General features: G+C 64.9%; 10 protein-coding genes. 6 read left to right on the forward strand and 4 right to left on the reverse strand.

Annotated features, from left to right (window positions below; all coding sequences use genetic code 11):
- Together VFW45_12350 and VFW45_12355 are read left to right on the forward strand one after the other, a co-directional pair.
- Positions 1–914 (forward strand): hypothetical protein (locus tag VFW45_12350; GenBank protein HEU5181572.1); only part of this gene is annotated, 914 nt, incomplete at its 5' end.
- A gap of 170 nt (positions 915–1,084) precedes the next feature.
- Complete coding sequence (locus VFW45_12355; protein ID HEU5181573.1) at positions 1,085–10,420, forward strand: neuraminidase-like domain-containing protein; 9,336 nt, start codon at positions 1,085–1,087, stop codon at positions 10,418–10,420.
- An 8-nt stretch (positions 10,421–10,428) separates the two neighbouring features.
- Here the strand turns inward: VFW45_12355 and VFW45_12360 are convergent, their stop codons facing one another.
- From VFW45_12360 to VFW45_12370, 3 genes are all read right to left on the reverse strand, one after another.
- On the reverse strand, positions 10,429–10,653 hold the full coding sequence (locus VFW45_12360) for a hypothetical protein (protein ID HEU5181574.1): 225 nt from the start codon (positions 10,651–10,653) through the stop codon (positions 10,429–10,431).
- 54 nt (positions 10,654–10,707) lie between these two features.
- Complete coding sequence (locus VFW45_12365) at positions 10,708–10,830, reverse strand: hypothetical protein (GenBank protein HEU5181575.1); 123 nt, start codon at positions 10,828–10,830, stop codon at positions 10,708–10,710.
- A gap of 62 nt (positions 10,831–10,892) precedes the next feature.
- A complete protein-coding gene (locus VFW45_12370; protein HEU5181576.1) occupies positions 10,893–11,129 on the reverse strand; it encodes an Os1348 family NHLP clan protein in 237 nt (78 codons plus the stop codon).
- 693 nt (positions 11,130–11,822) lie between these two features.
- Here VFW45_12370 and VFW45_12375 point away from each other — a divergent pair.
- From VFW45_12375 to VFW45_12390, 4 genes are all read left to right on the forward strand, one after another.
- Positions 11,823–12,932: an efflux RND transporter periplasmic adaptor subunit gene (locus VFW45_12375; protein HEU5181577.1), complete on the forward strand. Its 1,110-nt coding sequence runs from the start codon at positions 11,823–11,825 to the stop codon at positions 12,930–12,932.
- Positions 12,933–12,943: 11 nt separating this feature from the next.
- Positions 12,944–16,078, forward strand: coding sequence for an efflux RND transporter permease subunit (locus VFW45_12380; protein HEU5181578.1), 3,135 nt, complete (start codon positions 12,944–12,946; stop codon positions 16,076–16,078).
- A 1-nt stretch (position 16,079) separates the two neighbouring features.
- Positions 16,080–17,543 (forward strand): efflux transporter outer membrane subunit, encoded by a 1,464-nt coding sequence (locus tag VFW45_12385; protein ID HEU5181579.1) that lies wholly within the window; start codon positions 16,080–16,082, stop codon positions 17,541–17,543.
- Between the two features lie 83 nt (positions 17,544–17,626).
- Complete coding sequence (locus VFW45_12390; GenBank protein HEU5181580.1) at positions 17,627–19,735, forward strand: sigma-54-dependent Fis family transcriptional regulator; 2,109 nt, start codon at positions 17,627–17,629, stop codon at positions 19,733–19,735.
- Positions 19,736–20,050: 315 nt separating this feature from the next.
- On the opposite strand, the gene VFW45_12395 is transcribed toward VFW45_12390, so the two are convergent.
- Positions 20,051–21,796 (reverse strand): FG-GAP-like repeat-containing protein, encoded by a 1,746-nt coding sequence (locus tag VFW45_12395; GenBank protein HEU5181581.1) that lies wholly within the window; start codon positions 21,794–21,796, stop codon positions 20,051–20,053.
- Between the last annotated feature and the right edge of the window lie 315 nt (positions 21,797–22,111).

A 22,111-nucleotide genomic window follows, 5' to 3' on the forward strand; every position in this document is an offset into this window, starting at 1 on the left:
GGTTTTTTGCAAAGGCTGGTGCTATTGCAAGCACCAGCTTTACCATCGCAACTGGCCAGACTCCCTCACAATTCGGTCGTGGAATGTTGGACAAGGCTATGTCCATTACGGTTGACCCTGTGAAGCGCACTTTCATGCCAAATGGAATGATGGATAAGGCGGCGCAAAAGGCTGTGGACAAGCTCATGGGCATCAACAAACCGGACGACGCGTATGTGACCAAGGAAGAGCATAAGCAGCAGCTGCGAGATATCGCCACTATTGTCCTGTTTCTCTTCCCGGGAATGGGAGAAGCTTGCGGCATTCCCACGGGTGGCGCACTGGCAACCCCCGAGGGTGTCGTTCTGCAAGTACCCGCTGCTGGTGTCGCTGCCCCATCGGCCGGTGCTACTACTGTTGCCAAGATCGGTTCGGTGACAAGCACCGGTGTCAGCGGCGGTTCCACCAAGCCAACACCGCCAAAACCCAAAGAACCAGGTCAACTACTAGACGACTTCACGGCTGGCGAGAATATGAAACCTGAACAAGCCAAGTACCAAAAACAAGTTACCGGGCAAAACCCCAAGAAGTCCTATTACGTAAAAGGTCGTTCCTTCGACGCGTACGAGCATGGAAAGGGCGGAAAGCCAGGGACACTGGTGGAAGCCAAGCACTTGGGGGATGAAGGGCGGTTCGCCAGAGCCTACGAGAATATGAATAAGGGTGACTTCAGAGATCTTGAGCACTTAGTCGATCGAGCCGAGAAGATCCTGGACCAAGCCCGAGCCCAGGTGAAGGTCGCAGAAGGAACCGGTGCCCGAATTGAGTGGCGCGTATCTGGCGAGAATGCAACACGCGCCTTGAAAAAGCTATTCGACAACGATCCTTCTCTGAAAGGAAGAATAGACGTGGTCCATGTTCCAATGAAGAAGTGAGCTAGAGAAGCAGCCCTGTCCCCATGAAGGCAGTTCAATGAACACTGATAACGTGTTTTCCAACGTCCGCCGAACATAGCCGCGCCGGTTTAGGTCTAGCGGCACTTTCCTCTGCAAACGTTCCCCAGGTGACTTCGGGCTGAGCCGGATTTGAGCGGGAGGGTTCCTCGATGAGCAGATCACGGACCGAGTTCCAGGTTCCTTTGTATCCGGAGTCCCAGGGGAAGGATGTAGCTCAGGCACAGACCATCCTGATGGAGCTCGGCTTGTCCATCGGGTCGAGAGAGCTGCGTGAGCAACGCTTCGGTTCCACAACGGCCGGGGCAGTGGCTCGCTGGAAGGAGCGGCACAGGCTGCCACCAACCGCTGATCTGGACGTCAAAGCCCTGAAGAAGCTCTGGGCCGATTCCAGAAACCTGCCACGCTTCGTTCACGGCGTGGTGAGCCTTGCCGATGGCACACCCGTCCCGGACCTGTGCGTCGTCGCCATCGACCGTGACTTTCGCGGTGAGCAGGTGCTCGGCGAGGGGCGCACAGATGCGCAGGGCCGCTACCGCATCGGCTACCGGGCGGCTGACGCGGTGCTGGCCGAGAAAAGGACGGCCGATGTTGGGGTTCGTGTCCTGACAGCGGACGGCAAGACGTTGCTGCGGGCACCCACGAGCCGCGACCTGGCGATGAATGCTGGAGTGGAAGCTCGCATCCACGCGACGGTGACTTTACCCGATGATGCCGTGCCATCGGAGTTTGCACGTATCGGCAACGAGCTCGCGCCTCTTGTCGGCAGAGTGCCGGTTTCCGATATCGGCGCCAATCCGGCTTCGGACGAAGGGGATTTCCTCGCCCGCGAGAGCGGCGTTACGTTTGACCGGCTGGGTCATTTCGTCGTTGCGCATCGCCTGGAGCAGGAGACGAAGCTTCCCGCCGAATACTTCTATGCCCTTCTTCGCGAAGATGGGCTGTTTGGCATAGGTCCGGGCCGACCACGCGCCGTGCTCACCCCGGTGGATCTCGGCACCAGCACACGGGCCGTGCTCTACGAAGCCGTCCTGCTCGAGCCCGATGCCTCCAAGACCGCCCTGCAGCGTGCCGTGCGCAGACATCTGGTCCAGTCCAGTCTGCTCAAGCAAAGCAGCGCGATCCACAAGCGCTTGCAGCACTGGCGCAAGGATGCTCTGGCTTACGTTCAACAAGAGATGCCAAGGCGCGTGCTGGACATGCTCGATGACCTGCTTGCGGATGGCAAGGCTCAGGAGCTGCTCTCGGTGCTCGGTCCTCACGATCTGGCGGACTTGCCCGGGCTGTTCGAGCGGCTGGATGTTCGAGACCTCTTCTCGCCCGCTAAAAAACGAGCAGCGACCGCCCGGATGCAATTGGCCGATTTGCTTGGCCTCAACACCGGCTTGATCGAAGAGGTGGCCCAGAGCTTCGACGCCGACACTCCCGACAAGGTGCGCAAGCTGGCCCGGCTCGAGCGCAAGGACTGGTCCAAGCTGCTCGATCGCGGCAACGCTCGCATGAAGGGCAAGCCGCTCGACCCCAAGCTGGTACGCCGTCAGGCCTCCTTGATCGTCCGGCGCTTCGAAAAGCGCTTCCCCACGACGGCCTTCTCCGCGCAGCTCGCCCGCCGCAAACCCAAGGCCGTATCGAGCCCCGAGAAGGTGGTCGCGTTTTTCGACGCCCACCCCGATTTCGAGCTGTCTCGACACAAGCTGCAGCCGTTTCTGAAATCCGCGGGAGTCGAGTCCAGGAACGTCGGGACCGAGGTCATCGCAGAGGTCGAGAAACTGCAGCGCATCTTTCGTCTTACCGGGGACTACCGCAAGACCGAAGGCCTGGTAACGGCGGGCTACAAGGCCTCGGCCGATATCGTGGCTGCCGGCAAGAGCCGTTTCGTGACCGAGGCGCGTCGCAGCGCCGGCATGAGCGCTGCCGACGCGGCCAAGGTCTTCGAGACTGCAGCCAATCAGAACCTGGCTGCGGTGATGTTTGCCACCAACCTTCGCACCCAGACCTTGCCACCAGCGCTGCAAAGCAAGTCGTCACAGGCGCTCTCCAAGAAGATCGAAAGCATCGTCGCCGAGCAGCCGGATCTGAAGTCGCTGTTCGGCTCGACCGACGTCTGCGCCTGCAAGCATTGCCGTTCGATCTACGGCCCGGCCGCCTATTTTGCCGACGGGATGCGATTTCTGCGCAATCGGCTGGTGCGCAACACGACGCTGCCGCCGGGACCCAGCACCAAGACGGCCAAAGACGTTCTCTTCGCCCGCCGCCCGGATCTCGGAGAGATCGACCTGAACTGCGAAAACGCCGAGGTGCCGGTGCCGCACATCGACATCGTCTGCGAGCTGATGGAGGAGGAGGTCGCGCCCGATCCCGGATTCTCATTCACCGGCGCGGTGGCGGCGGGCAAGGCTTCAGCAGGCATCCTGGCCGCGACTCGTGCCGCTGGATATGAGGTAGGGGACAATGCCCTGATCTACGGGCCCTACGATGCCAACCGCTTCATGCTGCGTGACAAGGGAATCACGGTTGCCGTCGACGGCCCGGCGCCCAACTGGAAGCTGCGGCGCCTGCGCCAGACCCACGGCACCCCGGAGGAACGAGCTGCCTCGCCGGAATACGTCAACACCGCGGCCTACGCGCCTCTGGCTGCCGGTAAGGCCGCTTTCGGCCTGCCGTTCGATCTCTTCCATGCGGAAACCCGCGCCTTTCTGAGCGCCGCGGGCGTGGAGCGGGCGCAGCTGATGCGCGCGCTGGCGGCAGGCGGATCGCCCAGCCCCGACCTCATCGCGGGCGAGGCCCTGGGCCTTGCGGCGTCCGAGCGCATCCTCATCTTCTCGGCCTCGGTGGCCGATCAGCCTGCCATATGGGGCGTGGCGGGGCCGGTGGCCGCCAACTCGATGCGCATGCTGGACGTGTTCATCTCCCGCACCGGCCTCTCTTTCGCGGAGGTCGAGTCCCTTCTCGAGGGCGCGTGGGTGCGCAGCGGCGCCGACCTCTTCATCCGGCACCTGGACAACACCTGCAACCTGTCGGCAAAGGAGATCGTCAATCTCGACGACACCGTGCTGGACCGCATCCATCGAGAATTGCGCCTTTCCCGGCGAAGCGGGTTGAGCTCGCGCGACGTCGACCGGCTGGCTTCCGCCCCGCGCCTGGGAGGTTCCGACCTGGGCAGCGATGCGCTTCAGGTCCTACCGGAGCTGCAGCGACTCGCCGCGGAGCTGAAGGTGGAGGTCGGACGTCTCATCACCTGGCTGGACCGCATTCCGACCGATGGAGCTCCTTCCGAGCATGCCCTCCTGTTCCAGAATTCCGCCGCCACCGGAGCGCTGGATCCGGGGCTCACCCCCGCGGCCATAGCGGCCAACGAGGCAGCGGAAATCGCCGTTCCGGGCAGCGGACAGCGTCTCTCGACGGTGGCCTCCGACCTGGCGCTTGCGTTTGGCGTCACCGCCTTGGATCTGCAGCTCCTTCTCGATCACCTCGGCGTCACGGGACTTCTGGGTATCAATCCGCCGCTCACCTCCCTCACGCTGGCAGCAATCTATGGCCGCCTCGGCCTGGCGCGGGCGCTCGGCCTCCGGGTGGCCGACTACCTGGGGATGGAGCGGCTCTGCGCCATCGACCCGCTCGCCAACGTCTTCAATCTGTCGAAGCTCGTCGATTCGGCCCGCCGCGTCGCCGCGACGGGCGTGACCGTAGCCGAGCTCGAGTACCGCCTTTCGCGGCGCGCCGCCGATCTGGCCGCACTGGATCTTGCCGAGGTGGCGATCACGCCGGTACTGCAGGGAATCCGCACGGCGCTCGTGGCGGCGGCCGAAGCCAATCGCACATCTTACGATGACGGGCTCACGGCCTTCGAGCAGATCGGCGCTTTCGAGTCGCTGCTCCAGAAGCAACCGCTGCTCGAACCCGCAGGGATCGCCGCGCTGAGCGACCTGATCCGGACGGACACGCCTACCGCTGCCATGGGCATGGCGGCCAAGGCAGTGATCGATGGTCCTTTGTCCACGAGAGTCGATGTCGCCGCAATCAAGGCTGCCATCGACGCGGTGGTCGCCTCTCCCGGCGACGATGTTCCTCGGAAAGCGCTGCTGAAGTCTCTGATGCAAGGGCTGTGCAACAGCGCACGTCAAGAGGCGGCTTTCCTTGCCGCCGGCGGGGCTCTGACCGCGATGCTACGGGTCAGCGGCGAGATGGGGGACGTGTTGCTGCGCGGTGTAAACCTTGTGATCGCCACCGTCCCCACTCCCTTGGTCGGTCTCCTGACCGATGGTGTCCTGGCCGATGGCAGTGTCGGTTTGAGCCCAGCGGGCACACCCGATCTCTATCGTGCCCTTCGCCTGGCCTATTCCGTTGCCGGCTTGATCGCCCCGTTCGATCCGGGCCCCGAGACCGTGGATTTCATGCTGAAAAATGCCGCTGCGCTGGGCTGGTCGGCGTTGGACGGAATGCCGTTCGAGGGTCCCAGTCCCGCGCCGGCCGCCTCTTCGGTCGCTCTGGCGGATTGGCTGTCGCTTGCCGATGCCTTCGCCCTCATCAAGCGATATCCGGCGACGAGCGTTCCGGGGCAGCCCGATCAAACCGTCTCGGCGATGTCGGTCTTCACCTTGTCTCTCGGCATGGGGCCGGCAAAGGGGCCGCTGCTCGATGCTCTTTCGCTCTTGAGCGGATGGCCCCGCCCCCCTCTGGGCGACATCGATGGACAACTGGCATGGGTTCTGGCCGACTACCGGCGTCCGTCGACGTGGAGGTCGACCGAAAACGCCATCGGTCTGATGCACCAGCTGGGCGTTCCTCTCACCGAGCTGCTGGCTTACTGCTCCGACAACCTCACCGCTGCCGACAGCCGAAACGCGCGCCGCCTGCTCCGCTCCCGCTACAGTCAGGCGGATTGGCTGGGCGCGCTCAAGGGGATCATGGATCCCATCCGCGAGCGCAAGCGCGATGCCCTGGTCGCCTATCTGCTCGCCGCTAATCCAGCCTTGCACGGCAAGGCCGACCTCTACGACCATTTCCTCACCGACACCGAATGGTCGGCGAAGATGCCCTCGTCACGACTGGTTCACGCCCACTCCACCTTACAGCTGTTCATCCGTCGCTGTATCGAGGGCCTGGAGCCCACGGCGGTAGCCGATCTCGACGGCGACTCGGATTGGGGTTGCTGGGAGTCGATGAAGAATTTCCGAGTTGCGGAGGTGGCAAAAAAGGTATTCGTCGAAGCCGAGTACTATCTCCGGCCCCCGTGGCGTGACGACAAGACCGAAGCATTCGTCGATTTCGAGAATGCGCTGCTGCAGAACGAGATGAATGACGAGAACATCTCCGCGGCCTTCGAGGGCTACCTGGACCGTTTGGAGCAGATTGCCTTCCTCGACGTCCTCGCCACCTGCTACGATTTCGATTCGCAGAATCTGCACGTCTTCGCTGCCACCAAGGGCGGCGACCCGCGCACCTATTTCCATCGCACTCTGCAGGCCGAGCTTGCGTGGACACCCTGGCGCAAGATCGACCTGGACATCACCGGCGAGCACCTCATCGCATTCTTCCGCAACAAGCGACTCTACCTTGCCTGGGCGATCTTCCTGGAAAAAGGCGACGACCAGCAACAGGCGACCTATCCTCAGCCCGGCAGCGGTGAACAGGACTTGCCCAAGTCCAAGCGCTTTACCGAGATTAGCCTCGCTGTCAGTGAGTACACTGGCAAAAAGTGGCTACCGAGACGCGTTTCGGCGGATCCGATCACAACAACTAAGATGGAACAGTCCGTCGACACCAAGAGAGTCGTCCTGACGGTCTCTCCGGATCCAGAGTACTTCACCATCGACGTCCATTTTGAGTGGAGCTCCAATCTCTATCGCATCGGCAGCTTTCTTCTCACGGGCTGCAAGGGTTATCCCGAGATGCGTCCCGCGAGCCAGGGGATCTTCTCCTTCTCACCCAAATTTCAGGATACGGAACGCCGTGCGCAGCGGCTGGTCGAGCACGATGAGGTTAATGACCATTCTCTCGCCTGGGAGACCGTATTCACCGGCGCCAAATACGAGACGCTGTTCGGCAAGACCTTCGGCCAGACCCCCGCCATTTTCAGGGTGACGTATCCATTTCAGGCGTCGGAGATAGACAAACTGATAACCACTTTGCTGATCGGGATGCAGAACCCTCACAGCGATCTGACGCCTCTCGTCTTCGGAACCTTCATGCCCTTCTTTTTCGAGGACAACCGCCACGGATACGTGCTGACTCCCGGCTTCTATGGCGCCATGAATCCCGAAACCGGGGCACGCGATACGGTCAAGACCTTTTCGAACATCCGCCAGCTGCTCGTCGATTTCATCGCCCTCGTGACGAAGTATCTGCAACTATTGGCGTCCGCTCAGACCGACCTGGAAAAGCAGGCGGTGCTTGACCAGTTCGGGGCCGACAAGGAGCTTGCCCGGATCCATCAGGAGTTCGATACCTACAAAGGCACGCAGCCTGGCATCGTCGTGCGCAACTTCTATCATCCTAATGCCTGTTACCTTCGCGAGCGTTTTTTCCAGGGCGGAATCCCCGCGCTCCTCGCCCGCAAGACACAGCTGGAGGTCGGCAGCTTCACTTTCGAGGACCCGGTGACGGGATATGCTCCCTCCCCCGTCGTCCTGCCTCCCTATCCCAGAGAGGAGATGGAGTTCGATCGCGGCAGCGCCTACGCGGACGTCAACTTCGAGCTTGCCTTCCACGCGCCGCACATGATCACGACAAAGCTGATGGATGAAGACGACGTGCCCGACTTCGATGCAGCCGAGAAATGGCTTCGCTACATGTTCGACAGCCGGGGCTCATCCAATGATCCATCTCCTCAGCGGTACTGGAACACCAAGCCCTTCTACCTTCGCGATCCGGCCGAATACACGCTGCAGTCGGTAAACGCGATCATGGACAGGCTCGCCCATGATCCGAATGGCACCGTCGAGACCGAGCTGGCCGCCTCGGTACTTGAATGGCGACGCAGTCCTTTCAAGCCCTACCTGGTCGCTCGATCGCAGACCATCAAGTTCCAGCAGGCGATTGTGTTTCTAGCCGCCAAACTGCACATCGGTCGCGCCAACGCGTACTTTCGCCGCGACCAGCTCGAAGACCTCGTGATGGCGGCGCTCGATTATTCTCAAGCGGAGCGCCTCCTCGGCCCTCGGCCCCAGATCGTCCCGCCCGCGGTCGAGGTGCCTCCGGAGACCTACAACCAGCTCGAGGCTCGACTCGATCTCTTTGGCAATGCCTTGTGCCGTCTTGAGAACCTTCTGCCCGATCTCTCCGTGTTGCCGCACGGCGGCGCCGAGCTTCCCCCGCTACCTCTATCCCTGGAAAGCCTGTACTTCTGTATTCCACCCAGCGAAAAGCTCTACGAGCTGTGGGACGAGCTCGAGGAGCGCCAGTTCAACCTGCGCAACAGCCGGACGATCGACGGCGTCGAGCGTGAATTGTCGCTCTTCGCTCCGCCTCTGTCGGTAGAGGCGTTGATTCAGGCCGTCGCCTCGGGCCTGTCGATCTCCGCTATCCTCTCCAATCTGAGCGCGCCCCGGCCCCCTTACCGCTTTCGTGTGATGGTGCGGCACAGTCTCGAGCTGGCCGAGCTTGCCGCGAGCCTCTCGCAAAAGCTGGAACAAGCGATCATCGCGGGCGACGGCGAGGGTCTGCAACGCCTCAGGACGGAGCACGAAAAGCAGCTTCTGAAGGAGCAGACCGAGGCGTTGAAACAGGAGCGGCTTGCGGCGGCACAAGCCATCGAATCGGCGCGGAAGGCCCGCCAGATGCACGAAGAAACTCAGCTGTTCTATGCCGGCAGACCCTACATGAACGCCTGGGAGATCGCTGCAGCCGCATGCTTTGGAACCTCCGTGGGCTTGCAGGCATTGATGGTGGTCGGTCATGTTGCCGCAGCCGGACTCGCTGCAGTTCCCAAGTTCATGGTCGGGGCCGCTGGATTTGGCGGCTCGCCCACGGCGAATGCCCAGATTGGCGGCGACCAACTATCCGAGGCTGCCAGCCAGGCGATGGTCGGCGCCGTCAACGCCGCGGCTCAAGCCCTGGACAAGTCGGGAAGCATGTTGAACCAGCAAGGCACCTACCTGATACGACAGGAGGATTGGGAGAATTCTTCAAGAGTTGCCCTGCGCGAAAAGGAGCGTCTGGACATCGAAATGAAAATTGGGGAAATACGCAAGAAGATTGCCGAGGAGCAAGAGCGCGTGCATGGCGTGCGCCAGCTACAGAATGCCGCCGAGCTCATGTATCACCAGGCCAAGTTCTCGAAGCGAGAGCTCTTCGACTCGCTTGCCGGCGACCTGCGCGGACTCTCGCGCCAGATTCATAACCTGGCCAATGAGTCAGCGCTGGCGACGCAGCGCTGCTATAACTTCGACATGGGCACGAGCGAATCTTTCGTTCGCGCAGGCCAGTGGAACGATACACGTCGCGGGCTTCTCGCGGCGGAAAACCTCATCGCGGATCTGCGCCGCATGGATGCTGCCTATCTCCGGCGCAATGTCCGCGAGATGGAATTGACCACGCACATTTCGCTGGCGAGACTCGACCCCATCGCGTTACTGGAGCTGCGCACGTCCGGTCGCTGCGTAGTTCAGCTGCCGGAAGCCATTTTCGATCTCGACCACCCCGGCCATTACTTCCGCCGCATCAAGGCCCTGAGCATCACGGTGCCATGCGTGGCCGGTCCCTACAGCTCGGTGCCGCTGAAGCTCACGCAGACCTCCAACCGGATTCGCGTGGAGACCGGCCGCAAGGTGGGCGCTGCGAACGACGTCGAGGCCTATTCCGAGGATCCGGCCGGCGACACTCGGTTCCGCTACAACGTCGGCGCGGTTCAATCCATCGCGTTCAGCCGTTGTCAGGACGATCCCGGGCTGCATCTTATGAGCTTCGATGACGATCGATACCTGCCCTTGGAGGGAAGCGGGGTCATCGGCACCTACGTCCTCGAGTTCCCGCGTACCGTTAGGCCAATCGACTATTCGACGATACCCGACGTGGTATTCCATTTCCGCCTGAAGGCTCTTGACGGGGGCGGAGCGTTGCGTACCCTGGCGGAAAGCACATTGCGCGAGCGACTGAACGTTCTAGCCCTGAAGACCGGGCGCACCGGCCTTTTCCAGGCTTTCGACCTGCGCAGGGACAGGCCCGACTTCTGGAGCCGCCTGACCAGCTCCGGCAGCGCCACCTTGGAGCTGTCGGCTGAGGACTTGCCCTATTTCACCAGCGGACACGCAGCGGCCATCAGCGCCACGCGCCTGATTGCCCGCGTCGACGGGGCACCGCAGAACTATTCGCTGACCGTTGGTGGGAGTTCTTTGACCCTCAACCCTCCATCGGAACCCGACCTGTCGGGCTTGCTCGCCGCGTCGGTGAACGGTGTGGCCTTGGCGACCCCATTGACACTGTCGACGCCCTTACCCTCCAAGCTTCGTGAGCTGATTGTCATCGTGAATTATGCGTTGACCGTCTGAAGCGAGGTCTACCTGGAGGAAGGGACGCGGTGGAACCAGGTGCGCACGGCGGCCGCGCTTACGGCCGCTGCGGCGTTCACGATGGCGCTGCGCCAGGGATGACGTTCAAGCGGGCCGGACTGCCAATCGACGCAGCAGGCGCCTTCGCCGGGGCTCGGGAAGGCGTCGCGGTCGACCTGCGTCGGCTCTCTGGCGGCGATCAGGAGCCACACCGCCAGGCATGCCGGCGCCATCCGTGGACCAGTTCTTCCGCCGGTAAGACCACAGGAGACGAAGCGAAGTGTGCATCATGCGCGATCCTCCTCACGCAGCTTGCGGACCAGGTAGGCCCCTGCGTCGAGCATCAGCAGGAAACCCGCCAGCATCATCCCGAATGAAGCCAGTAGACCAACGGTCGGCAGCCAAGGCATTTCCCCATCCTCCTTCCCTTTTCAATCGAGCCGGCCAGGACGAATCGGCCGGCCCGCCCGTCTCAAGATGCGGTCTTCCGGAGACTGACCTTCTGAAGGCGCGCATCGAGGCGCTTCGCGAATAGCCGGCACGCGCCGGAATCCAGGTCCAGCAGCGCGCGCAGCTCCACGGGCGTCAAATGCATCCCCGTGTAGGTCAGCTCGAGCAGCGTTTCTTCCCTGCCGGCCTCGAAGCGCCGGCGAAACTCCTCGTCGGTAGCCAGCTTGCCAATCACGATCTCCACGTTGCGCTGCGACATGTCCGTCTCCTTCCTCGGCGTGCCATTGCCCGTATTTCACGCCGCGTGCCAACCAGATTTTTGACTGCTTTGAAGGACTGGAAGCGTTGGTGACGGCGGGAGTTGCGGTCGATGAGGAGGGAGTCGCTCACGACGCCGCGGACCTGTCTACTTTCGAACAGGTGCGGAAAATCGTGCGCATTCACGCTTCTGAGAGGCTGCGCGATCCCGGGAAACCGGTCGCGGGATGTCGAAACCCGGTTCGCCCGTCCGTCGAGCTAGTGGACTCGGGCGATCGGGCAGCCTGGCTCGAGGACAGGCGGGGACTTGGCGGATCGCGGGACGGCCTGATCGAGCTGCCGGCGGCCGGGACATGACGGGGGCCGTCCGATCGAGCTGCCGGCGACCGGAACGTGATCAAGGGGGCCGGTGAGCGCGGCTACTAATTAGAGGAGGGCGAAACAAGGATTGCGGTTGCCTCAGCAGGCCGAAGCGTTCCGGCCACCTGCTCAGATATCGACAGTCTGCTCATCGATCGACAAACAGGCCCCCGCTGACGGCGGTGCCGTGCTGCCGTCCTGCCGGACCGCCAAGTCGCGCGCTTTAGATACTTTGCGGGAGGCATCAGGCACGTCCGGCGGCGTGGCACGCTTCTTGGAGTTGGGTCACCCGAGTCGCTTGAACGAACGGATCGATTTCGAAAGGGATTCATCAATGAGACATCGCTGGCTGGGTTCTTCAATGCTGCTGCTGATCGTCCTGGGGACCGCCGGGGCGCTCACGGTCTGGAAGCTCGCTTCGGACCAGGCCTCGGCCGCCGAGACCGCGAGTCAACCCGAGCCGATGGAGGCGGTCACCGTCGCCGTCGCCAAGGAGGTCGAGCACCTCCGGACCACCACGTCGATCGGAACGGTGCTGGCGCTGCAATCGATCACCTTGCGCAACGAGCTGCCCGGCACCGTGCGCCAGGTGGGACTGGTGCCCGGCGAGATCGTCGAGACCGGACGGGTGCTGGTGGCGCTGGACGTCTCGGTCGAGGAGGCGGACCTCCAGGCCCAGCAGGCCCAGGCCTCGCTGGCCCAGACGGTGCTGGAGCGCGTGCAGCGGGCCGGAGAGACCGGCGCGGTCTCGCGGACCGAGGTGGATCGGGCGCTGGCCGAGCGCGACGTGGCGCTGGCGCAGATCGCGCGCACCAGAGCAATCATCGCGCGCAAGACGATCCGCGCGCCGTTCCGCTCGCGGGTCGGCATCGCCGACCTCCATACCGGGCAATACCTCGAGGAAGGCACCGTGCTGACGACGCTGCAGGCGGTCGACGAGCACGCCAACATCGATTTCACGGTAGCGCAGCAGGTCGCCGCCGGATTGCACGAAGGCGACCCGGTCGAGGTGCTGGCCGACGGCGCCGCATCCCCCATCACGGCACGCATCGTCGCGATCGACGCGCGCGTCGACCCGGCCACGCGCAACGCCATGGTGCGGGCCCGCTTCCGGATGAGCCCGGGCGGGCCGCTGCCGGGAGCCTCGGTGCGGGTCCAGGTCCCGATCGGCGAGCCGATTCAGGCCATCTCGATCCCGGCGAGCGCGCTGCGGCGCGGACCGGCGGGCGAGCAGGTCTTCGTCATCGCCCCGGACGACAAGGGAAAGATGCGGGCGCGGGCCCGCCAGGTCGAAAGCGGTCCGGGTCTGGGCGACCAGGTCCTGATCCAGAAGGGGCTCGCCGCGGGCGAGCAGGTGGCGGCGGGCGGATCGTTCAAATTGCGCGAATCGCTGCTCGTGGCCGTGGTCGAGGACCCCGCGTCCGTCTCCACGACCAAGAACTGACGGGAGGGATCATGCGCAACTTCACCGACATCTTCATCAAGCACCCGGTTCTCGCCGCTGTCGTCAACCTGGTCCTCGTCCTGGTCGGCTGGCGGGCGCTCTCGACGCTGCCGATCCAGCAGTACCCGCAGATCGAGAGCTCGTCGGTGGTCATCACGACCGTCTACTACGGCGCCAGCGCCGAGACGGTACGCGGCTTCCTGACCACCCCGATCGAGCGGGCGGTCTCGGCCATCGGCGGCGTCGACTACGTCGAATCGAGCAGCCGCGCCGGAGTGAGCACGGTGACGGTCCGGCTCAAGCTGAACCACAGCTCCACGGCGGCGCTGGCCGAGGTCACCGCCCGATTGCAGCAGGTGCGCTCCGAGCTGCCGGCGGAAGCCGAGCCGCCGGCGGTCGAGGTGCAGCGCGCCGACCGCCCCTACGGCACCTTCTATCTGAGCTTCAACTCCAAGGAACGCACGGTTCCGCAGATCACCGATTACCTGCTGCGCACCGTGCAGCCGCAGCTGGCCACCCTCGAAGGCGTGCAGCGGGTCACCAACACGGAGGGCGGGCGGCAGCTGGCGATGCGCATCTGGATCGACCCCGACCGCCTGGCGGCGCTCAACCTCTCCCCCGGCGACGTGCAGGCCGCCCTGCGCCGCAACAACTACCTCGCGGCGGTCGGCCAGACCAAGGGAAACCAGGTGCAGATCAACCTGCTGGCCAACACCGACCTGCGCTCGGTGGACGAGTTCGCCAACCTGATCGTCGCCGATCGCGGCGGCGCCATCGTGCGGCTGCAGGACGTGGCGCGGGTGGAGCTGGGCTCCGAGGAGGCCGACCTGGTGGCGAAGTACAACGAGTCGGAAGGCGTCTATCTCGGCGTGTGGCCCCTGGTCGGGGCCAACGAGCTGGATGTGGCTTCCCGGCTGCGCGCCGAGATGGAGCGCATCCGCCCCACGCTCCCGAAGGACCTGGAGATGCGGCTGGTCTGGGACGGGACGATGTTCATGCGCAACGCGCTCGAGGAGATCTCCAAGACCCTCGTGGAGACGATGCTCATCGTCGGTCTGGCGGTCTTTTTGTTCATGGGATCGATCCGGACGGCGCTGGTGCCGCTCGTCGCCATGCCGGTGTCGCTGGTCGGCGCGGCGATCGTGATGTACGCGGCCGGGTTCAGTCTCAACCTCCTGACGATCCTGGCCATCGTGCTGTCGGTCGGGCTGGTGGTCGACGACGCCATCGTGGTGGTGGAAAACGTCGAGCGCCACGTGCGCGAGGGCAAGACGCGCATCCAGGCCGCCCTGATCGGGGCGCGCGAGCTGGTCGGCCCCATCCTGGCCATGACCATCACGCTGGCCGCCGTCTACACACCGATCGGCTTCCAGGGGGGGCTGACCGGCTCGCTGTTCCTCGAATTCGCCATCACGCTGGCCGCGGCGGTCGTGGTCTCGGGGCTGGTGGCGGTGACGCTGTCGCCGGTGATGAGCTCGCGGCTGGTGCACGCCCGCGGCGCGGAGGGGCGGCTGACCCGTCTGGTCAATCACGGCTTCGAGGCGGTGCGGCGCATTTACGTGAAGATGCTGGATGGCGCGCTCGGGATGCGCGCCTCGATCGTGGCGGCCGCGCTGCTGATCATGGCCGCCGCCTGGCCGCTGTATTCGCTGTCGCGCAAAGAGCTTGCCCCGGTGGAAGACCAGAGCCACATCAGCTTCTTCTTCCAGGCCTCCCCCGACGCTTCGTTGAAGGCGGTCGACGCGGAGTCGCGCAAGGTCGTCCGCGCCGTCACGGCGCTGCCGGAGGCGCAGTTCATGTGGTCGCTGACCTCGTCGTGGGGCGGCTTCGGCGGCATGGTGGCGAAGGACTGGAAGGAGCGGTCGCGCTCCACCGAGGAGATGTACGGACAGGTCTACCAGACCGTCTCCCAGGTCCCCGGCCTGCGCGTCTTCCCCCGCCTGGATCCTCCCCTGCCGACGCCGGGGCAGTACGACGTCGAGCTGGTGCTGCAGAGCGACGCGCCGCCCGAGCAGATGCTGGAATCCGTGGGCGCCGTGCTGGACGCCGGCTGGAAGAGCGGCAAGTTCCTCTACGTCGACACCGATCTGAAGATCGATCTTCCGGAGGCGCGCGTGGTCATCGACCGCGAGCAGGTGGCCGACCTCGGGCTGGATCTGGCCGGGGTAGGGCGCGAGCTCGGCACGCTGCTGGGCGGGGCCTACGTCAACCGCTTCAACTTCCACGACCGGAGCTACAAGGTGATTCCGCAGATCGGCGAGGAAGGGCGCGCCACCCTGGCGCCGCTGCTCGACCTCAAGATCAAGACGCCGGGTGGCCAGCTGGTGCCGGTATCGACCTTCACGCACATCGAGCCCGCCACTGCTCCGCGGGTCCTGAACCGCTTCGGCCAGCGCAACTCCGTGCGCGTGTTCGGCGGCGTGCGCCCCGGAATCACCAAGGAGGAAGGGCTGCGCGTCCTGGAGACGGCCGCGGGCGCGGCCGGCGGCACCGGGATCGGAATGGACTACGCCGGCGAGTCGCGCCAGATCCGGCGCGAGGGCTCGGCGCTCACCGTGACGCTCGGCTTCGCGGTGATCCTCATCTATCTGGTCCTGGCGGCGCAGTTCAGGAGCTTCCGCGATCCGCTGATCGTACTGCTGGGCTCGGTGCCGCTGGCGATCTCGGGCGCGCTGGTCTTCAGCTTCCTGGATCTCACCACGATCAACATCTACTCGCAGGTGGGGCTGATCACGCTGGTCGGGCTGATCGCGAAAAACGGCATCCTGATCGTGCAGTTCGCCAACACGCTGCAGGCGCGCGGCCTCGCCAAGATGGCGGCATTGCGGGAGGCAGCCTCGACGCGGCTGCGTCCGGTGCTGATGACCTCGGCAGCCACGGTGTTCGGGCACTTCCCGCTGGTGCTGGTGCACGGGCCCGGGGCCCAGGCGCGCAACAGCATCGGCATCGTCCTGGTGGCCGGCATGGCGGTGGGCACCCTGTTCACTTTGTTCGTCGTGCCGGTCTTCTATTCGTTGATCGCGGCACAGCACGCCCCCAGCCCGGTGGAAGCCGAAGCCGAGCGGCTGGATCGGGAGGCAGGCGAAGCCGCAGCGGCGCCGGCGGGACTGGTCTCGGCGCCGGCCTGGTCCGGTGGAGGTAATTAATATGAAGAGAATGGTCGCGATTCTGCTCGGAAGTCTCCTGCTCGTGGGCTGCGCCGTCGGACCTAATTACAGCCGGCCGCCGATCACCACCCCGGAAGCCTTCCGCGGAGAGGCGGCGCCCGGGACGCCGACGCAGACCTCGCCCGTCGCCGGCGCTGCGGAGGCGGGCTCCCTCGCGGACCGCTCCTGGTGGGAGATTTTCCCGGACGAGATCTTGCAGTCCCTGATCGACGAGGCGCTCAAGAACGGCTACGACATCCGCCTCGCCGCGGCGCGCGTCGCCGAGGCGCGGGCTGGAGCCGGCATCGCCCGTGCCGAGTACTTCCCTGCCATCCAGGGCCAGGCCGGCTGGCTCTACGGCCAGGGATCGGAATTCACCTCGCTGTTCACCGAGACGGATGGCCTCTACACCGCCAATCTCGGGCTTTCCTGGGAGATCGATCTCTGGGGCCGCATCCGCCGGCTGAACGAGGCGGCGCTGGCGCAGTACATGGCCAGCGAAGAAGCGCGCCGTGGAGTGATGCTGTCGCTGGTGTCGGACGTGGCGGCGAGCTACTTGCAGCTGCGCGCGCTGGATACCGAGCTGGAGATTGCCGAGCGCACCGCGGCGGCCTTCCAGGAAACCCGCGACCTTTTCCAGCGGCGCTACGAGGCGGGGACGGCGTCGACTCTCGAGACGTCCAGCGCCGCGGCATCGCTCTCCACCACGCTGTCCACCATTCCCGATCTTCGGCGCCAGATTGCGGCGGAGGAAAATCATCTCGCCTTGCTGCTCGGCCGCGCTCCCGGCGACGTGCCGCGGGGCGCGGCGCTCGACGATCAGATCCTGCCTCCGGAGATTCCCGCCGGATTGCCGGCGGACCTGCTGAAGCGCCGCCCCGACCTGCGCCAGGCGGAGCAGGAGCTGGTCGCCGCCAACGCCGAGGTCGGCGTGGCGGTCGCCGAGATGTTCCCCACGATCCGTCTCACGGGAGTCTTCGGCGGCGTGGCGCCGCAGGTCTCGGAGCTGTTCGGCAAAGGCAAGACCTGGTCGGTCGGCGCCGGATTGCTGACGCCGGTGTTCCAGGGAAGGCGCCTGAAGAACCAGCATCGCGCCGCCCTGGCCCGCTGGGAGCAGGCCAAGGTGCGCTACGAGCGCGACGTCACCAACGCCTTCGGCGAGGTCTCCACCTCCCTGGTGGCCTACCGCGAGCTGGCCGGCGTCGAGGCTGAGCAGACCCATGCGGTGGCCTCCTACCAGCAGGCCGTCGAGCTGGCGAACGAGCGCTATTTGTCCGGCCTGGCCGACTATCTCGAGGTGCTCCTGGCGCAAAGGCAGCTCTTCCCCGCCGAGAACGCCCTGGCTAGGACCCGCTACGATCGTCTCGCCGTGCTGGTACAGCTCTACCGGGCCCTGGGAGGCGGCTGGAGCCTGCCCGACGATCAGTGGGCGAAGCGGGAACAATCGGTCCGGGAGCCGAGTTGATGAGAAACCGTCTGGAGAGGCTGAACGGCCGCGTGCTACAATATCGATCATCCCCGGGATCGCGAGCGAGAAGGACCGGAATCTTGAGCGACGGCGCTCCTGTCACCACGGACAATAAGGAAGAAGCCCCTTGGGGCCTGCCGCGAGCGGAGGCTCCGCATGCCGATCCGCTGCCCGCGGCCTTGAGCCGCATCGCGCGCATCGTCTCCGGGACCCTGGAGCTGAAGGAAGTCTTCAGCCAGGTCAGCGAGGCGGCGTCTGAAGTTCTTTCCTTCGAGGCCATGGGGGTCTGCAAGCTGGAGCCGCCCAACCTGATGCGAAACTACGCCATGGCCGGCGACAAGCAGCTGACCGACCCGTCCGAGGTGGCCCCGCTGGAGGATTTCTCACCCTCGATGCGCCCGGCTCCGGGGAAGATCATGCGGATCGACGAGGCGAGCGAGGTGCTCGACCCCGAGTTCGCCATGGATCGGAAAATCCTGGAAGACGGCGTGCGATCCGGCCTGGGCGCCCCACTGATGCGCGGCGGCAAGCTGGCCGGCGAAGTCTGGTTCATCTCGACGCGTCCGGGCGCGTTCACACCGCGCGACGAGAAGGCGGCCGGCGCGATCGCCGACATCCTGAGCCTGTCGCTGGAGCACGAGCGGCTGTGGAGCCTGGATGTCGCTCGCCGGCGCCGCCTGGATGCCATCGACTCGCTGCTGCCGGCGATGGCCCGCACGCTGGACGTGCGCGGCATCTTCAACCACGTGTCGGAAATCGTGCACCCGGTGCTGGCGCACGACCTGCTCATCCTGACGACTCTCGATCCCGATCGCGGCGAGCTGGTGGTGGAAGCAACCTCCGGCGAGCCGGTTCCCGGGATGCCGAAGCGCTTCGGGGCTGGCGGCCCCATGACCCACCCGGACGCACCGGAGCATATCCTGATCCCGGACGTGGACAGCCAGCCCGAGCCTTGCGGCGCCCGCTCCGGGTGCCTGCAGATCGGCATGCGCTCGTTCATGGGAATCCCGCTGCGCCTCGATGGCACGACGAGCTGGCTGCTGATCGTGTCGCGCACGCCCAACCAGTATTCCGAGGAGGACGTCATCATCGCGCGGCGCGCGGCGGATCACGTCAGCCTCGCCTTGTCGCACCAGCGTCTCGCCGAGGAGGAGCGCCGTTTGACGGAGGAGCGCGAGCGCGCCACGCGGCTCGAGGAGCGCGTCCGCGATCTCAAGGACGAGCTGGAGACGACGCTCGGTTACCGGCGGGTGATCGGCGACTCAAAGAGCTGGAAGGCGGTCCTGGGACAGGCGGCCAAGGTGGCCCGCACCGAGACGACGGTGCTGCTGACCGGAGAATCGGGCACCGGCAAGGAGGTCGTCGCCCGCTTCGTCCATCGCGGCTCGCCGCGGTCCGCGGGGCCGTTCGTCGGGCTCAACTGCGCCGCGCTCCCGGAAGCTCTGTTGGAGTCGGAATTGTTCGGCCACGAGAAGGGGGCGTTCACCGGGGCCACGATGTCGCGGCCGGGACGCATCGAGCAGGCCGCGGGAGGCGTGCTGTTCCTTGACGAGGTGGGCGAGATGACTCCGGCGGTGCAGGCGAAGCTGCTGCGGGTGCTGCAGGAGCGCGAGTACCAGCGCCTCGGCGGCACGCGGCCGCTGAAGGCCGACGTACGCATCGTCGCGGCGACCAACCGCGATCTCGAGGCGGCCATGGGACGCGGCGAATTCCGCGAGGACCTCTATTACCGGCTGCGCGTCTTCGAGATCCCGCTGCCGCCGCTGCGCGAGCGCCGCTCCGACATCCTGCCGATGGCCGAGGCGTTTTTGGAGGAGCTCGGCGCCACGATCGGCCGCAAGGCGGCCGGCATCTCGCGTGAAGGGGCGCGGGCGCTGCTGGCGCACGACTGGCCCGGCAACGTGCGCGAGCTGCGCAACGCGCTCGAGCGCGCCATGATCCTGTGCGACGGCGGCCTCATCACCGAGGAGCACCTGCCGATCCGCGGGACCAAGACCACCCGCGCCTCGCGCACGCCGGTCGATGGGGAGTTTCCCGCCGACGGCGTCAACCTCGACGCCGTGGAGCGCGGCCTGATCGAGAAGGCGCTGAAGGAAGCCAAGAACAACCGCTCACTAGCCGCCCGGCTGCTTGGCCTGACCCGCTCCCAGCTCTACACCCGCCTCCAAAAGCATCGCCTCGACGCCTGACCCTGACCCCTGCCCTGTACGCCACGCTGGACTGCTTCGATCGGGGTTATGGGAATGCCGAGGCGGACGCGCTGGAGGCAAATGACTCGGTCACAAGCCATCCGGATCAAGACTCTGTTCGCGGTTCTCGGCTTGGCTTTTTGGGTTGGGTCTGGCGTGCTCTACCATCATTACGCCAAGACGCGCCCCGGGCAGCCGGACCCTGGGAGACGCCTGTCCTCCGGGCCACCACCGACGGAGGGTCGCGCCCTAGTCGGAGCACAGGCTGGGTCGCACAAAAATGGGCGCCCGAATTTCGACCAAGTCGGTTGGAACTCAGGGACAGGGCAGGGCGTCGGGCCGGGGGGTTCCGAGGGAATTGGAGCCGAGTGTGCCTTCGCCGCAGCTATTGCGTCCGCTGGCCAGGTAGTAGAACCCCAGCCCCGGAGCCGGCGTCTGCGTATCGGAGCCGGAAGGTGACGCCAGTGCGGACTGGAAGCAGGTATGGTTGTAGAGCGGAGAGCCAAAGCCAAAGTTGCCCCGGTAAAGATTGTACGTGACCTGAAAGCCTGAGGAGGCGGTCCAGGAGAGCGACGTTCCGTTGGCGCCGAAAGCCATGTCCTTGGCGTTCTCCCCGGGCACATCCGGAGTCCCGTCACAGTCCTGATCCACCCCATCACAGAACTCGCGGGCTCCTGGACGGGTGCTGCTCGCGTGGTCATTGCAATCCCCGGCGCATATCGTGAAGCCATCCAGATCATCGTCGAGGCCTTCGAGAAGATCGCAGTCGTTGTCGATCCCGTCACAGATTTCCGGAGCGCCGGGATGGATTCCGGCGTCACCGTCGTTGCAGTCGACGATCGCCCCTACCGGACAGGTGGGATCGCCCGGAACACCGAAACCGTCGGAGTCGGCATCGTTGCAGACCCCGGGGAAAGGATGTTGGTTCAGGAGGATCTTGATGGTGGATACGCCGCCCAGGGCGACGGCCAAGTCTTCCCAGCCATCGGCATTGAAATCACCACTTCCGACCGCGAGCGGGGCGTCCTGAGGAATAGTCCCCACCTGAATAACGGACCGTGGAGCGAACCGGCCATTTCCGGTGCCGAGGAGGAGAACCGCGGCGGCGCTGAAATACTCTGCCGTGGCGAGGTCAGCCTTTGCGTCGCGGTTGAAGTCTCCGATTGTCAGTGACACCGGCGTTCCACTGGGAAGGACTGTCCTTGCGCCGATGAAATCCTGGAACCCGCCATCCCCTATGCCCAGGAACACATTGACCTGCCGGGCCGAGTCGCCCCCGAGGGCAAGATCGGCGTGCCCGTCTCCATCGAAGTCTCCGGTCACCAGCGGGTTCGGGCGCCCAAGCCCGGCACGCAGCACGGCGTGCAGGTCGAAGGTCCCGTCGCCGTTACCGAGAAAGACGCGCACCTCTCCGTCGGTGCGCATCGCCACCGCGAGATCCCGCCAGCCATCTTCGTCGAAATCGGCAGCCACGATTCCCTCGGGCAGATCGATCGCGGTGAACTTGATCGGCGGATCGAACGTCCCGTTCCCCTGCCCGAGCCGGATGGAGACCTCATTGTCAAAGCTTGTGGTGGCGAGATCCTTCGCACCGTCGTCGTCGAAATCGGCGACGGCGAGGTTGTACACGTAGCCGGTGCCGGTCAGATTGAAGACGCCGGCTGCGAAGGTGCCGCCCCCATTACCCAGGAACACTGTAACTCCTCCACCTTGCGGAGACATGGTGTCCGCCACGGCCAGGTCCATTTTTCCGTCGCCATTCAGATCGGCAATCACGATCTGCGCAGGGTTGGCCGCAGGATAGGGAGCGTGGGGCATGGTGAAGGTTCCGGCGCCATTGCCGAGAAGAACTGTAATGCCCTGGTACCCGCTCGCCACGATGTCTGGTTTCGCATCCGAGTTGAGGTCCGCCACCGCCAGGGAATAGACGGCCGCGAGACCTGAAGTGACGTCATAGTAAGGACCGAAGATCCCATCCCCCGGCGCCGACATGGTTGGGGATGCGAGGAGCGTCATCCCGAGAGGAAGCGCCAACAGCAGACGCAAAATCGAAGTTCTCATGGCAAGATCCAAGAGAGGGGATTTGCCTCAGATCTATACCGTCCTGACTCCCGCCAGTCAATAGGAGATTGGAATAAGGAAGGGGTTAAGGGCAGGCGGATCCACTTTTCATCCCAAGCCTCCCTTTTCAGGTCGTGGCGATTACGCTCCCGGCGCGTTCTTCCGCCACGGCGCTCGGGCCGGTCCGATCGCTCAGGCGAGCAGCGTGTAGTCGATGGTCCAGCCTCGCTTCTCCGCGAGAAGAACAGCCGCGCGCTCCGCGAGCGCGGAAATCGTCAACAGCGGGTTGACGCCGAGGGAGCGCGGCACGATCGA

It is taken from the genome of Candidatus Polarisedimenticolia bacterium (assembly GCA_035764505.1).
GTDB lineage: Bacteria > Acidobacteriota > Polarisedimenticolia > Gp22-AA2 > AA152 > AA152.